Genomic DNA, 13,731 nt, shown 5'->3' on the forward strand with positions numbered 1-13,731 from the left:
ACGAGGTCAGGCGGCCTTGAAGCGGGCCATCAGTTCGGCGCGGCCGGGATCTGTCAGGGTGACCGCGGCGCCGAATTCGAGCGGGCTGAGCGATGCCTCGTTCGGATAGATGATCCGGTTGGACACGATCTCGGGCGGCAGTTGCGTCATGACGCGGCTGTCTGTCGTCGGGGCGCCGGTCGCCAGGTGTTCCTTGAGCGCGATCTCTGGCTGCATGAGGAAGTCGAGGAGTGCATAGGCCGCCGGCTTGTTGGGCGCGCTGGCGGGGACCGCATAGTAGTCGGTCCAGATCTCGCCGCCGTCGGAGCCGAGGGTGAACTCAATGTCGGGAATGTCCCGGTTCAGTTGCAGGCCGTCGACCGTCCAGCACATGGTGAGCCACGCGTCGCCCGCACGCATCGCCGGCTGGTAGTCGCTGTCGATGGCGAAGAGATGCGGCTTGACCTGAAGAAGGAGCGCTTCGGCCCGGGCGAGCTCGGCCGGGTCTACCGAGTTGAAGGAATGGCCGAGTGAAACCAGGGCGTTGCCGATCGTCGTCAGCTGATAGTCGTGGACGATGGTCCGGCCGCTGGCATCGGTCATGGCGAGGTGGAAGAACTCCCGCCATCTGATGGGCATCGAGTCCAGCTCGTCCGTATTGGCCGCCATGCCGGTGGTGCCCCAGTTCTTCGGCACGGCATAGGTCTTGCCATCGATCTCGGCGGCGGACATGAAGCGCGGGTTCTGGGTCTTTCGATCATAGTTTGGCAACCGGGACAGATCGATCGGTTCGATCAGGCCGCGGGCCGCATAGGTCGAAATGACGTAGTTCGTCGGGACGATCAGGTCCCATGCGGCGCTGCCCATCTGCAGACGGGTCAGGACTTCCTCGTTCGAGCCGGTGACGGTCAGCAGTACCTCGACACCGGTCAGCCGGGTGAATTCCTCGAAGGTGGCCGGGTCGTGGTAATTGGGCCAACTGTTCACGGAGACCTGGCCGCCGAGCTCCGATGCAAATACCGGCCGGTTCCACGGTCCGCTGGTGCCGCCCATCACGGCGGAAGCAAGACCGAGGCCCGTCACGCCGAGAAAATGCCGCCGGGTGACCGAGCCCCGTTTCAGCCGCATGAACTCGTCGATGAATCGCCGCGGCGTCATCGGCAGATCGTCTCTGTCGCGGGTCCCCATTCTGTCATTCCCGGCTGTTGTTTCCGGCCGGATGCTCCCACGACTTGGTAAAGAAAATGGATCGTTTCGGGACGATTTGATCCCGGGCGAACACTCAGGAGGAAGTGCCGCGCACTGCGGCACTTCCTATCTTTGGCAACTGGCAGCCCCGGGACGTGCGTCAGGCCTGAAGGACCAGAAGATCGTCTGCGTCGATCCGAAGATTGACGGTTTCGCCGACGGCCGGAGGCGTGATGCTCGGGTCGTTGAACATGTCGAAGGACACGATATTGCCGGCGACGTTCATGCGCGTCCGGATGACCGAGCCGAGGAAGTGGCTGGAGACGACCGGACCGCTCAGCGTGGTGTCGCCCTTCGCGCTGCCGTTCAGCGAGCCTGCTTCCGGACGCATGGCAAGCTGAACCGTGCTGCCGGCGGCGGCCTCGACCTTGTCCTTCAGGCGCACGACGAGGTCGCCGATCGCTACCGAATTTTCCGTCGGATCGACGACCTTGGCCTCGATCAGGTTCAGCGTGCCGACGAAGGAGGCGACGAAGCGCGTCGCCGGCTTGTTGTAGATCTCGAAGGGCGTGCCGATCTGGTCGGCGCGGCCGGCATTCATGACGACGACCCGGTCGGAGATCGAGAGCGCTTCTTCCTGGTCATGGGTGACGAAGACGGTGGTGATGCCGAGCTGTTGCTGGATCTGGCGGATCTCCTCGCGCAGCGAGACGCGGATCTTGGCGTCGAGCGCCGACAGCGGCTCGTCGAGCAGGAGCACCTGCGGCTTCGGCGCCAATGCTCGGGCGAGCGCCACGCGCTGCTGCTGGCCACCCGACAGCTGGTAGGGATAGCGGTCGCCCAGGTGTTCGAGATGGATGAGTGCCAGCATCTCCTTCACCCGCTTCTCGATCTCTGCCCTGCCGATGCCGGCGATCTTCAGGCCGAAGGCGACATTGTCGAAGACGTTCATGTTGGGGAAGAGCGCATAGGCCTGGAACACCATGCCGATGTTACGCTGGTTGGGCTTCAGGCTCGACTGGTCACGGTCATTGATGACGATGGTACCGCCGCTCGGTGTCTCGAAGCCGGCGACCATGCGCAGGATGGTGGTCTTGCCGCAGCCGGACGGTCCGAGGAACGAGATGAACTCGCCCTTGTTGATCGCCATGTTGAAGTCGTGGACGACTTTGACCGGCCCGAAGGACTTCTGGATGTTGGTCAGGGTCAGGAATGTCATTGCTGTCGTCCTCAGGCCGGGCGTTGAGTGGTTTTCTGGAAACGGGAGACCAGCTGGATGAGGCCGAGGCATCCCCAGGTGATGCCGAAGGCGATGACGGCGAGTGCTGCCGGTTCGTAGGCACGGTTGGCACCGAGCAATTGCATGTAGGGGCCGAAGGCCGGACGGTTGAGCAGCGCCGCCATGGTGAACTCACCGATGACGATGGCGAAGGTCAGGAAGGCGCCGGAGAGAACCGCGATCAGCACGTTGGGCAGGATGATGCGGAACAGAATACGCGCCCAGCCGGCGCCGAGGCTTTGGGCGGCTTCCGTCAGCGTGCGCACGTCGATCGAGGACAGACCCGTGTCGACGGCACGATACATGTAAGGCAGGGCAAGCGTTGCATAGCCGAACATCAGGAGCAGGTTGGTGCCCGTCAGCGTGCCGGTCAGCGGCAGCCAACTCGAGGTGTTGTAGAGGCGGATATAGCCGAAGACGATGACGATCGCCGGGATGACCAGCGGCAGCAGCGTCACGAACTCGATATAAGGGCGCAAGCCGGGCATGCGCAGGCGCACCCAGTAGGCGGTCGGCACGACGAGCACGATGCCGAAGACGATCGTCACCAGCGCCATCGTGACCGAATAGCTGAAGGTCTGCTGGAACTGCGGATCGCCGAGAACCTTGGCATAGGCGTCGAAGGAATATTCGCCGCGCCGCATCTTCAGCGAGAAGTTGGTCATGCCGATCAGCGGCAGGAAGAAGTAGAGGAGGCCGAACGCCAGCGCTCCCCAGGCCCAGATCTTTTTCATCGCAGCCACCTTTCACTGCGGGCGCGCAGCCAAATGTAAAGGGCATTGGCAACACCGGTCACCACGATCATGCCGAAGGCCAGTGCGTAGCCGAGATGCGGATTGCCGAGCACGTCGCCGCGGATCTGGGCGAAGAGCAGGATCGGCACGATGTTCAGCGACGATCCCGTCAGTGCGATCGCGGTGGCGACGGCGCCGAAGGCATTGGCGAACAGCAGCGCCATGGTGCCAAGCAGCGAAGGCAGCAGGATCGGGAAGGCGACCATGCGCCAGTATTGCAGGTTGGTTGCCCCGAGGATCGAGGCGGCTTCCTTCCATTCGCGCTTCAGGCCGTCGATGGCCGGGGTGATGATGAGAATCATCAGCGGGATCTGGAAGAACAGATAGGTCACCGTCAGTCCCCAGAAGGAAAGCAGGTTGAAGCCGAGATGGGCGCGCAGGTCGAAGCCGAAATTGCTGCGCAGAAAAACGGTGACCAGGCCCATCGGGCCGAGTGTCGCGAGAAAGGCGAAGGCCAGCGGCACGCCGGCGAAGTTCGAGGCGACACCCGAAAAGGTCAGAAGCGGCCCGCGGATCCATTGCGGCAGTCCGCCGAGAATCACGGCGGTCGCCATGGCGAAGCCGATCAGGCAGCCGAGCAGGGCCGAGGCAAGGCTGATCTTGATCGAGATCCAGTAGGCCGCGAGGATCGAAGGCGTGAACAGGCCCCCGATGTTTTCGAGCGTGAAGGCGCCGTCGGCGTTCTGGAACGCGCCGAGCACGATCTTCATCGTCGGCAGGATCAGGAAAAGAAGTGTGAAGGCCGCGAAGGGGGCCACGCCGATCCAGTGGAGCGGCAGCCGTTTCGCGAGGCCTGCGGTCTGTGCGGTGGTGGTGCTGTCAGACGCCATCCAGTTTGTCCCCTCGTCCACGCTTTGGCGCGCGGATCCTATTGAAGAGAAAAGCCGCCCCGGCCTCAAGACCGGGGCGGCATTTCACAGCATTTTAATTACTGTACGTTGGCGCCGACGACGCTGTCCCAACCGCCGGTGACGGCAGCCTTGTTGGCATCGACTTCCTCGAGCGTCGGGAAGTAGGCCTTTTCATAGGCAGCGGCCGGCGGCAGCTTGTCGAGCAGGGCCTGCGGGATCTTGCCGGCCTTGGACATGGCGTTGAAGCGGGCCGGGTGGCAGTAGCCGGCGAGCCAAGCGGTCTGGCCTTCGTCGGAATAGAGGTATTCCATCCAGAGCTTGGCAGCGTTCGGGTGCGGCGCGTAAGCCGAGATACCCTGAACGTAGACGCCGGCGAGAACGCCCGATTCCGGAACGATGACGTCAACCGGCGGGTTGCCGGCCAGCGTGTCCTTCCAGGACAGGGCGTTGTAGTCCCAGGCGACGACGATCGGGGTCGAGCCCTGAGCCAGCGTGCCGGACTTGCCGATGACCGGAACGAAGTTGCCAGCCTTGTTGAGTTCGGCGAAGTACTTCAGACCGGCTTCGCCGGCTTCCTTGCCAGCCTTGGCACCGGAAGCGAGGCCGGCGGCGAGAACGCCGAGGATGGCCTGGTTCGAAGCGCGCGGGTCACCGGCGAGAGCGACCTGGCCGGCATAGTCGGCCTTCAAGAGGTCAGCCCAGTCCTTCGGGGTTTCCTTGACGAGATCCTTGTTCACGATCATCGACATGACGCCGTAGTAGTCGCCGTACCAGTAGCCTTCGGCGTCCTTGATGTTTTCCGGAATTTCGTCCCAGGTCGAGACCTTGTACGGCATCAGGAGGCCTTCGGCCTTCATCTGCGGACCGAAAGCGAGACCGACGTCGACAACGTCCGGAGCCTGCGGGCCCTTGTTGTCCTTGTTGGCCTTGACGGCTTCGACTTCGTCAGCCGAGCCGGCATCCGGGTTCAGTTCGTTGACGCTGATTTCCGGGTACTTCTTCTTGAAGCCGTCGATCACGGCGCCGTAGCCGCACCAGTCGTGGGGCAGAGCGATCGTGGTCAACATGCCTTCCTTCTTGGCGGCTTCGACCAGTTCGGCGCTCGGCTCAGCGAATGCGAGCGAGGTGGACGCGACGACCATTGCGGTCGACAGCGAGAGCATGCGGCGGAAATTCGTAATCACTGAAGTTCTCCTTGTTGGTTTTGCAGCGATGCGGGACTGATATTCAGCTTGCATGATAGTTATGTGACGGTTCCTGCTCAGTGCCTTTCAGGCGTCAAGCAAGTCCCTTTTTCTGTTCTCTTTTCCTTCTTACCTCCCGATGCGATGGCATTCAGCGCGGCTTGCGAAACAGCCGCGCCTGTTCGAACAGACCTTCGAGCGTATTCATGCGCTCGCGGGTCTCATCCCAGGCCGAGCTTTGGACGGCTTCGATCAGGGCTTCGACGACGAACAGTGTGACGACCGAGGAATCCCATGCGGAGGGTGCCTCGATATCGACCTTGAAACAGTGTCTTGCATGCTTGGCGACCGGCGAACTCCACGGGTCGGTGAACAGGATGATTTCGACGCCGCTCGCCTTCGCGACCGCGGCGAGCGTCTCCATGTCCGCCTCGTAGCGGCGGATGTCGAAGATCACCAGAACGTCACCCTCGCTCATGTTGAGCACGTTTTGCGGCCACGAACTGGTGTTCGCCGTCATCAACGCCGTCTTGGGGCGGATGACCTGCATGTGGGTGAAGAAGTATTCGGCAAGCGCCCCGGTGATGCGTCCACCGACGAAATAGACATTGCGGCGGCGGTCGGAGAGCAGGCGGGCGGCACCGTCGAAGGAGACGGTGTCGAGCCCGCTCAGGGTTTGCCGCATGTTGTTCATCACCGCCTCTGCGAAGCGGTTGAGGATATGGGTACCCGGCGCGTTCGATGCCCAGCGGTCGTGCTTGGCGATCGGGCCGGACAGCGTCGCCTCGAGCTCCTGATGCAGATGCGCCTGGAATTCCGGATAGCCCTTGTAGCCGAGCTTCTGGACCATGCGGGCGACGGTTGGTGTCGAGACGCCGGCATTGTCGGCGACCGTGGTGATCGAGCCGAGGCCGGATACCGGATAGTTGTCGAGCAGGCTTTCCGCGAGCTGACGCTCAGCGCGCGTCAACCCATCGAAATGGGTGCGGATTACGTCCGACACTGTTTTCGGCGCCTGTTTCAACGTCTGTTTTCCCCTTGGGCCGATCTTCTGCCGGCCTGTCACAAAGTTAAACGTGGCTGTCACAATCCTGTCAACGCGAAAATTGAAGAGAAATTTTCAAGGCATGGTTGACACTGCCGCAATCGTGAAGAATTCTCTTCGTCAAGAAGATAAGCCGGAAGGCGCGGGGGAAAATACCGCATGCTCTTGAGGACGGACATCCTGACAGAGGCAGACGGCGAAGCCGTCGCCGTTGAGAATGCCGACGGGGCAGGGATCTGCCTCTTCGTCTGCGAGCACGCGTCCCGCCGCATGCCGGAGCGTGCCGGAAATCTCGGCCTCGACGATGACGCTCTGGTCAGCCACATCGCATGGGATCCGGGCGCACTGGCGGTTGCCAAGCGGCTTTCCGCCAAACTCGACGGCCCACTCGTCCACCAGCGGTTTTCCCGCCTCGTCTACGATTGCAACCGCCCGCCGGAAGCCCCGGGAGCGATGCCGGAAAAGAGCGAAATCTACGAGATCCCGGGCAATTGCGGCCTGTCGCCGGCGGAGCGTTATGCTCGCACCGCGGCCCTCTACATTCCCTTTCACGACCGCATTTCGGACCTTCTGGCCGTGCGCATGGCGCGGGGGCAGGAAACCGTCCTGGTCACGGTCCACAGCTTCACGCCGGTCTATATGGGCCGGAAGCGGGAGGTCGAAATCGGCATCCTGCACGACAGTGACAGCCGACTCGCCGACGGCATGCTCGATGCGGCCAAGGCAGGCTCGTACAATGTCGGGCGCAACGAGCCCTATGGGCCGGAAGACGGCGTAACCCATAGTCTGCGGCTGCATGCCCTGCCGCACGGGCTGCTGAACGTAATGATCGAGGTCAGAAACGACCTGATAAGAGATGAGGTCGGCCAAGGGGTCATGGCCGACTATCTGGCGGAGTTGATCGTGAAGGCGATCGCCCACCGCTAGGAAAAGAAAAAGACCCCGGGGATCAGTTGATCTGCGTAACGGTTGCCGGTTCTGTCGGCAGCGCTGCACACGAAATTGTCCGCAATCCCGCGGACGATCGGTTAATTGGGGGACGTCATGTCAGATTATACCGAAGCAGACAAAAAACACGACGTGCATATCTTGCACTCCATGGGCTATGCCCAGGAACTCGAACGTAGCATGAGCTCGTTCTCGAATTTCGCGATTTCGTTTTCAATCATATGCATCATGTCCGGCGGTATCAATTCGCTGGCCCAGGCCACTTCGGGCGCCGGTGGCATTGCCATCGGTATCGGCTGGCCGCTCGGCTGCCTGATGTCCGGTTTCTTTGCGCTGGCGCTGGCGCAAATCTCGTCGGCCTATCCGACGGCCGGTGGGCTCTATCACTGGGGTTCGATCCTCGGCAACCGCTTCACCGGCTGGCTGTCGGCCTGGCTCAACCTGCTCGGCCTGATCACCGTTCTGGGCGCCATCAATGTCGGCACCTACTACTTCTTCTTCGGCGCATTCGGTGCCTATTTCGGCATGGAAGATACGCTTATGGTGCGTGTTCTTTTCGTCGGTGCGATCACCGGTCTGATGGCTCTGATCAATCATGTCGGTATCGGTCTGACGGCAAAGCTCACGGACATGTCGGGCTATCTCATCTTGGCGGCCGCCATCGGTCTGACAATCGTTTGCCTGGTATCGGCGCCGTCCTACGAGTTCGCACGGCTTTTCACGCTCAGCAATTATTCGGGTGAAGCCGGCGGCAATGTCTGGCCGTCGGTGTCGAGCGGCTGGGTCTTCGCACTCGGTCTGCTGCTGCCGGTCTATACGATCACCGGCTACGATGCCTCGGCCCATACCTCTGAAGAGACCGTGCGCGCCCAGCATTCCGTGCCGCGTGGAATGGTGTCCTCGGTTCTTTGGGCATCGGTCTTCGGTTACATTATGCTGTGCTCCTTCGTTCTGATGATCCCGAACATGGACGACGCCGCCAAGCAGGGCTGGAACGTGTTCTTCTGGGCGATGGACAGCCAGGTCAATCCGACGGTAAAGTTCGTGCTCTATCTCGCGATCTTTATCTCGCAATTCCTGTGCGGTCTGGCGACGGTCACCTCGGCATCGCGCATGATTTTTGCCTTTTCGCGCGACAAAGGCCTGCCGGGCTCCAGCGCGCTGGCCAAGGTCAGCCCGAAATTCCGTACACCGGTCGCCGCCATCTGGACCGCTGCCGTGCTCTCGGTGCTGTTCGTCTGGGGCACGTCGGAGGTCACCATCGGTGAGGCGTCCGCCTATGCGATCGTCGTCTCGTGCACGGTCATCTTCCTGTTCCTGTCCTTTGCCCTGCCGATCGGTCTGGGGCTTTTTGCTCACGGCACGCCGAAATGGCATGCCATGGGTCCCTGGGATCTGGGGGCAGCACGCTTCAAGATCGTCGCCATACTGTCGCTTGTGTCCATGGCGGTGATTTTCGTCATCGGCATCCAGCCGCCGAACGACTGGGCGCTTTACATCACGCTCGGCTTCTTCGTGCTGACGGCGATCGTCTGGCTCGTTTTCGAAAACAAGCGCTTCAAGGGCCCGCCGATCGGTGCGGAAGTGGCCAAGCGTCAGGCCGAGATTGCGGCGGCCGAGAAGGCTGTCGGCGAGGTGTAAGCCTCGAGAGCCGTGAGACTATCCCCGGCCGTCAGTCGGCCGGGGCATCAAAAAACAAAGGGAAAACAGGCCGGCGTGCCTGAAACAACCATAATCAGCGGGCTTACTCAAATGACGTACACATTCGACGAACTGAAAAAGGATGTCGCCGAGGGGCGCATCGATACCGTTCTGGCCTGCCAGGTCGACATGCAGGGGCGGCTCATGGGCAAGCGCTTCCAGGCGGAGTATTTCGTCGAGAGCGCCTATGAGGAAACGCACAGCTGCAACTACCTGCTGGCGACCGACATGGAGATGGAAACCGTCTCCGGCTACAAGGCGACGAGCTGGGAAAAGGGCTATGGCGACTATACCATGAAGCCCGATCTTTCGACGCTTAGGCGGGTCCCCTGGCTGGAAGGCACGGCGCTGGTTCTCTGCGACGTGCAGGATCACCATACCCACGCGGACGTCCCGCATTCGCCGCGCGCGATCCTGAAGAAGCAGGTCGCCCGGCTCGAGGCCATGGGTCTCAAGGCCTTCATGGCGACCGAACTCGAATTCTTCCTCTTCGACCAGACCTATGACGACGCGCGCGCCTCGGGATACCGCGACCTGCAGCTCGCCAGCGGGTACAACGAAGACTATCACATCTTCCAGACCACCAAGGAAGAAGACGTGATGCGGGCGATCCGCAAGGGGCTGCAGGGCGCCGGCATTCCGGTCGAGAACTCCAAGGGCGAGGCTTCGGCCGGCCAGGAGGAAATCAACGTCCGCTACGCCGATGCGCTGACCATGGCCGACCGGCACGTGATCATCAAGAACGCCTGCAAGGAGATCGCCTGGACGCGCGGCAAGGCGATCACCTTCCTCGCCAAGTGGCACTACAATGCCGCCGGCTCCTCGTCGCATATCCACCAGTCGCTGTGGTCCGCCGACGGCAAGACGCCGCTGTTCTTCGATCCGAAGGACAAGTACGGCATGTCGGAAACGATGAAGCACTACATGGCGGGCCTGCTCGCCCATGCGAGCGAGATCACCTATTTCCTCGCCCCCTACATCAATTCCTACAAGCGCTTCATGGCTGGCACCTTTGCGCCGACCAAGGCGATCTGGTCGAAGGACAACCGCACGGCCGGTTACCGCCTCTGCGGCGAGGGCACCAAGGGCATCCGCGTCGAGTGCCGCGTCGGCGGTTCCGACCTCAATCCCTATCTTGCCATGGCGGCGCTGATCGCGGCCGGCATCGATGGCATCGAGAAGAAGATGGCGCTGGAGTCTGCCTTCACCGGCGACGCCTATGGTGCGCAGGACGTGCGGGAGATCCCGCGCACGCTCCGGGCCGCCACCGAGGCGTTGACCGGTTCGGCCATGCTGCGCTCCGCCCTCGGCGACGATGTCGTCGACCACTATGTACGTGCGGCCGAGTGGGAGCAGGAAGAGTATGATCGCAGGATCACCGACTGGGAGGTGGCCCGCGGTTTCGAACGCGCCTGAGGCATGATCGCCGGCGGCGCCTGGCCTTCCGGCGGTCTATCCCTTTCGGGTGATATTCCTGTCATGCGATTGACGGTAAGAGAGATTCAAGGCCCTTCGCGGTTCGACCGGGGAGGGCGTTCGTGCCAGCAAGGGCCGGGCCGCGCCGAGGCGTCGTCCGGTCGGGCTGGGGCGGTTGCGCCATCTTGGCAGATGGTGCGGCGCCCCGCTTCGCGCTACTGGCAAGCAAGGCTTTCAAGGAGCAACTGAGAATGACCATGATCAAATGCATTTCGCCGATCGACCAATCGGTCTACGCCGAGCGTCCCGCGATGTCGCTCGAGGCCGCCAGCGAGGCGGTCGCGCGCGCCCGCAAGGCCCAGAAGGCCTGGGCCCGCCGTCCGCTCGAAGAGCGTGTCCAGCTCGTCCTGAAGGGCGTCGCGCGCCTCAACGAGATGGCCGACGAGGTCGTGCCCGAACTCGCGCACATGATGGGCCGCCCGGTCCGCTACGGCGGTGAATACAAGGGCTTCAACGAGCGTTCCAACTATGTCGCCTCGATCGCAGCCGACGCGCTGAAGCCGCTCGTCATCGAGGAAAGCGCCGCCTTCGAACGCCGTATCGAGCGCGAGGCCCAGGGCGTCGTGTTCGTCATCGCGCCGTGGAACTATCCGTACATGACGGCGATCAACACGGTCGCCCCGGCGCTAATGGCCGGCAATACCGTGGTCATCAAGCATGCCACGCAGACTCTGCTGGTCGGCGAGCGCATGGTGCGCGCCTTCGTCGAAGCCGGCGTTCCGGATGACGTCTTCGTCAACGTCTTCCTCGACCACGCCACCACCTCGGCACTGATCGCCACCGGCAAGTTCAACTTCATCAACTTCACCGGCTCCGTCGAGGGCGGCCGTTCGATCGAGCGCGCCGCTGCCGGCACGTTTGCCGGTCTCGGCCTCGAACTCGGCGGCAAGGATCCGGCCTATGTCATGGAAGACGCCGATCTGGATGCGGCCGTCGATACGCTGATGGACGGCGCCACCTACAATTCCGGACAGTGCTGCTGCGGCATCGAGCGCATCTATGTCCATGAGAGCCTCTACGACAGCTTCGTCGAGAAGTCCGTCGCATGGGTGTCCAACTACAAGCTCGGCAACCCGCTCGATCCGGAAACGACGCTTGGCCCGATGGCGCATCGCCGCTTCGCTGCGCATGTGCGCGAGCAGATTTCCGCTGCCGTCGCCAAGGGCGCCAAGACGCATGTCGATCCGAAGCTCTTCCCGCAGGATGACGGGCACGCCTACCTGATGCCGCAGATCCTGACCAACGTCGATCACTCGATGTCCTTCATGAAGGATGAAACCTTCGGTCCGGCCGTTGGCATCATGAAGGTCAAGACCGACGACGAAGCGCTGACCCTGATGAACGATAGCCAGTACGGCCTCACCGCATCGCTCTGGACGCAGGATCCCGAGCGCGCCGGCCGCATCGGCCGCGAAATCGAGACCGGCACGGTGTTCATGAACCGCGCGGACTATCTCGACCCGGCGCTTTGCTGGACCGGCGTCAAGGAAACCGGCAAGGGCGGCTCGCTCTCGGTCATCGGCTTCCAGAACCTCACCCGCCCGAAATCCTACCACCTCAAGAAGGTCACGAAATGAATATCGTCGCAAACTGGAGCTATCCCACCGCCGTCAAGATGGGACGCGGCCGCATCAAGGAACTGGCCGACGCCTGCAAGTCGCTCGGCATGAAGAAGCCGCTGCTGATCACCGATCGCGGCCTTGCTCCGATGCAGATCACCCAGACGGCGCTCGACGTGCTTGCCGAAGCCGGCCTTGGCCGTGCGCTCTTCGCCGACGTCGATCCGAACCCGAACGACGTCAACCTCGAGGCCGGCATCAAGGCGTTCCGCGACGGCGGTCATGACGGCGTCGTCGCTTTCGGCGGCGGCTCGGGCCTCGACCTTGCCAAGTGCGTCGCCTTCATGGTCGGCCAGACCCGTCCGGTCTGGGATTTCGAAGACATCGGCGACTGGTGGACCCGTGCCAGCGTCGAGGGCATCGCGCCGATCGTCGCCGTACCGACCACGGCCGGCACCGGCTCCGAGGTGGGACGCGCATCGGTCATCACCAATTCGAAGACCCACGTCAAAAAGATCATCTACCATCCGAAGTTCCTGCCGGGCGTCGTCATCTGCGATCCGGAACTGACTGTCGGCATGCCGAAGTCGATCACCGCAGGCACCGGCATGGACGCGTTTGCCCATTGCCTGGAAGCCTATTCCTCGCCCTTCTATCATCCGATGAGCCAGGGCATCGCGCTCGAAGGCATGCGTCTCGTCAAGGAATTCCTGCCGCGCGCCTACAAGGATGGAACCGACATCGAGGCCCGTGCCAACATGATGTCGGCTGCTGCCATGGGCGCCGTCGCCTTCCAGAAGGGTCTCGGCGCGATCCATTCGCTGTCGCACCCGATCGGCGCGATCTACAACACCCACCACGGCATGACCAATGCCGTCGTCATGCCGGCGGTGCTGCGCTTCAATCGCCCGGCGATCGAGGACAAGATCGCCCGTGCGGCCGCTTATCTCGGCATCTCGGGCGGTTTCGACGGGTTCTATAACTATGTGCTCGAACTGCGCACCGAACTCGGCGTTCCGGAAAACCTGACGGCGTTCGGCGTCAAGTCGGACCGAATCGACGAAATGGCCGCCATGGCCATCGTTGATCCGACCGCGGGCGGCAATCCGGTCGAGCTCACCCTGGAAAACACCAAGAAGCTGTTCCACGACTGCTTCTGAGGCGTCCAATCTTCAATGCGAATCGGAAAGGCCCGGAATGTTCCGGGCCTTTTTGTATATTGCGTGTATTGGTTGTCTGGTGGACGCATTAATTGTATTTATGATCGATCCGAAAGGTATTTCACATGCGATTTCATATCCTCAGTATTGCTGCCGTGCTTCTTGGAACCGTAGCGCTTCCCGCGTCCGCCAACGCCGAGAGTTTTTCCAAGCTCGCCGGTCAGGGCTATTCGGTCGGTCCTCTGGGGCAAGGCCGGTCGGGAGGGCTCGGCTGGGTGCTCTCAAAAGGTGACAAGCGGTTCTTTTGCCGCATGCGTGTGTCTCAGGCCTATGTCGGACGCGACGGGATGGTCAGTTTCACCACATCGGGCCGTATGGTGAAGCTCAATCGCGCCGTATTCGAAGCTGCGATCGGCGGACCTGATCCGTCCATGCCGCGGCTTGAAGACCTCAAGGCCGGGCGGGTCCAGCCGGCAAATGTCGGGTCATGCGCCCCGGTCCGGACGTAGTCTCCGGCATCGGAAAAGGGGTCGAGAGTTAACAAACGTCAAGGCCTGCGGTGATTTT

The 13,731-nt window shown here is 62.2% G+C and carries 12 protein-coding genes; 6 read left to right on the top strand and 6 right to left on the bottom strand.

The window, feature by feature from the left end; all coding sequences use genetic code 11:
* Window positions 1-6 precede the first annotated feature (6 nt).
* The 6 genes from ACX93L_RS03865 to ACX93L_RS03890 all read right to left on the bottom strand — a co-directional run bounded on the left by ACX93L_RS03865 (window position 7) and on the right by ACX93L_RS03890 (window position 6,299).
* Window positions 7-1,167, bottom strand: a complete 1,161-nt coding sequence (locus ACX93L_RS03865; RefSeq protein WP_459403611.1) for an ABC transporter substrate-binding protein — start codon at window positions 1,165-1,167, stop codon at window positions 7-9.
* Window positions 1,168-1,327: 160 nt separating this feature from the next.
* Window positions 1,328-2,386 carry an ABC transporter ATP-binding protein gene (locus tag ACX93L_RS03870; RefSeq protein ID WP_459403612.1) on the bottom strand — a complete coding sequence of 353 codons (1,059 nt, stop codon included), beginning with the start codon at window positions 2,384-2,386 and terminating at the stop codon, window positions 1,328-1,330.
* A gap of 11 nt (window positions 2,387-2,397) precedes the next feature.
* On the bottom strand, window positions 2,398-3,180 hold the full coding sequence (locus ACX93L_RS03875) for an ABC transporter permease (protein ID WP_459403613.1): 783 nt from the start codon (window positions 3,178-3,180) through the stop codon (window positions 2,398-2,400).
* Window positions 3,177-4,070 carry an ABC transporter permease gene (locus tag ACX93L_RS03880; protein WP_459403614.1) on the bottom strand — a complete coding sequence of 298 codons (894 nt, stop codon included), beginning with the start codon at window positions 4,068-4,070 and terminating at the stop codon, window positions 3,177-3,179. Before ACX93L_RS03880 ends, ACX93L_RS03875 begins: the two co-directional genes overlap by 4 nt.
* A 98-nt stretch (window positions 4,071-4,168) precedes the next feature.
* Window positions 4,169-5,275 (bottom strand): ABC transporter substrate-binding protein, encoded by a 1,107-nt coding sequence (locus tag ACX93L_RS03885; RefSeq protein WP_459403615.1) that lies wholly within the window; start codon window positions 5,273-5,275, stop codon window positions 4,169-4,171.
* Between the two features lie 151 nt (window positions 5,276-5,426).
* Window positions 5,427-6,299: a MurR/RpiR family transcriptional regulator gene (locus ACX93L_RS03890; RefSeq protein WP_459403616.1), complete on the bottom strand. Its 873-nt coding sequence runs from the start codon at window positions 6,297-6,299 to the stop codon at window positions 5,427-5,429.
* Window positions 6,300-6,479: 180 nt separating this feature from the next.
* Between ACX93L_RS03890 and ACX93L_RS03895 the strand changes: the two genes are divergently transcribed.
* From ACX93L_RS03895 to ACX93L_RS03920, 6 genes are all read left to right on the top strand, one after another.
* Window positions 6,480-7,247, top strand: coding sequence for an N-formylglutamate amidohydrolase (locus ACX93L_RS03895; RefSeq protein ID WP_459403617.1), 768 nt, complete (start codon window positions 6,480-6,482; stop codon window positions 7,245-7,247).
* A 117-nt stretch (window positions 7,248-7,364) separates the two neighbouring features.
* Entirely contained in the window at window positions 7,365-8,909 is a 1,545-nt protein-coding gene (locus tag ACX93L_RS03900) for an amino acid permease (protein ID WP_459403618.1), read from the top strand.
* Window positions 8,910-9,020: 111 nt separating this feature from the next.
* Window positions 9,021-10,385 carry a glutamine synthetase family protein gene (locus ACX93L_RS03905; RefSeq protein WP_459403619.1) on the top strand — a complete coding sequence of 455 codons (1,365 nt, stop codon included), beginning with the start codon at window positions 9,021-9,023 and terminating at the stop codon, window positions 10,383-10,385.
* 251 nt (window positions 10,386-10,636) lie between these two features.
* A complete protein-coding gene (locus ACX93L_RS03910) occupies window positions 10,637-12,022 on the top strand; it encodes an aldehyde dehydrogenase family protein (RefSeq protein WP_459403620.1) in 1,386 nt (461 codons plus the stop codon).
* Window positions 12,019-13,164 (top strand): iron-containing alcohol dehydrogenase, encoded by a 1,146-nt coding sequence (locus ACX93L_RS03915; protein WP_459403621.1) that lies wholly within the window; start codon window positions 12,019-12,021, stop codon window positions 13,162-13,164. The genes ACX93L_RS03910 and ACX93L_RS03915 overlap by 4 nt, the downstream gene beginning before the upstream one ends.
* A gap of 125 nt (window positions 13,165-13,289) precedes the next feature.
* The gene (locus ACX93L_RS03920) at window positions 13,290-13,673 is read left to right on the top strand and encodes a hypothetical protein (RefSeq protein WP_459403622.1); all 384 of its coding nucleotides are present in this window, start codon (window positions 13,290-13,292) and stop codon (window positions 13,671-13,673) included.
* Window positions 13,674-13,731 lie beyond the last annotated feature (58 nt).

This window comes from Rhizobium sp. CAU 1783, assembly GCF_054551725.1.

Bases quoted from the DNA above. Each gene is read 5' to 3' on its own strand.
- ACX93L_RS03880 (WP_459403614.1), bottom strand. From the start codon at position 4,070: ATGGCGTCTGACAGCACCACCACCGCACAGACCGCAGGCCTCGCGAAA.
- ACX93L_RS03900 (WP_459403618.1), top strand. From the start codon at position 7,365: ATGTCAGATTATACCGAAGCAGACAAAAAACACGACGTGCATATCTTG.
- ACX93L_RS03905 (WP_459403619.1), top strand. From the start codon at position 9,021: ATGACGTACACATTCGACGAACTGAAAAAGGATGTCGCCGAGGGGCGC.
- ACX93L_RS03865 (WP_459403611.1), bottom strand. From the start codon at position 1,167: ATGGGGACCCGCGACAGAGACGATCTGCCGATGACGCCGCGGCGATTC.
- ACX93L_RS03915 (WP_459403621.1), top strand. From the start codon at position 12,019: ATGAATATCGTCGCAAACTGGAGCTATCCCACCGCCGTCAAGATGGGA.
- ACX93L_RS03920 (WP_459403622.1), top strand. From the start codon at position 13,290: ATGCGATTTCATATCCTCAGTATTGCTGCCGTGCTTCTTGGAACCGTA.
- ACX93L_RS03895 (WP_459403617.1), top strand. From the start codon at position 6,480: ATGCTCTTGAGGACGGACATCCTGACAGAGGCAGACGGCGAAGCCGTC.
- ACX93L_RS03870 (WP_459403612.1), bottom strand. From the start codon at position 2,386: ATGACATTCCTGACCCTGACCAACATCCAGAAGTCCTTCGGGCCGGTC.
- ACX93L_RS03910 (WP_459403620.1), top strand. From the start codon at position 10,637: ATGACCATGATCAAATGCATTTCGCCGATCGACCAATCGGTCTACGCC.
- ACX93L_RS03875 (WP_459403613.1), bottom strand. From the start codon at position 3,180: ATGAAAAAGATCTGGGCCTGGGGAGCGCTGGCGTTCGGCCTCCTCTAC.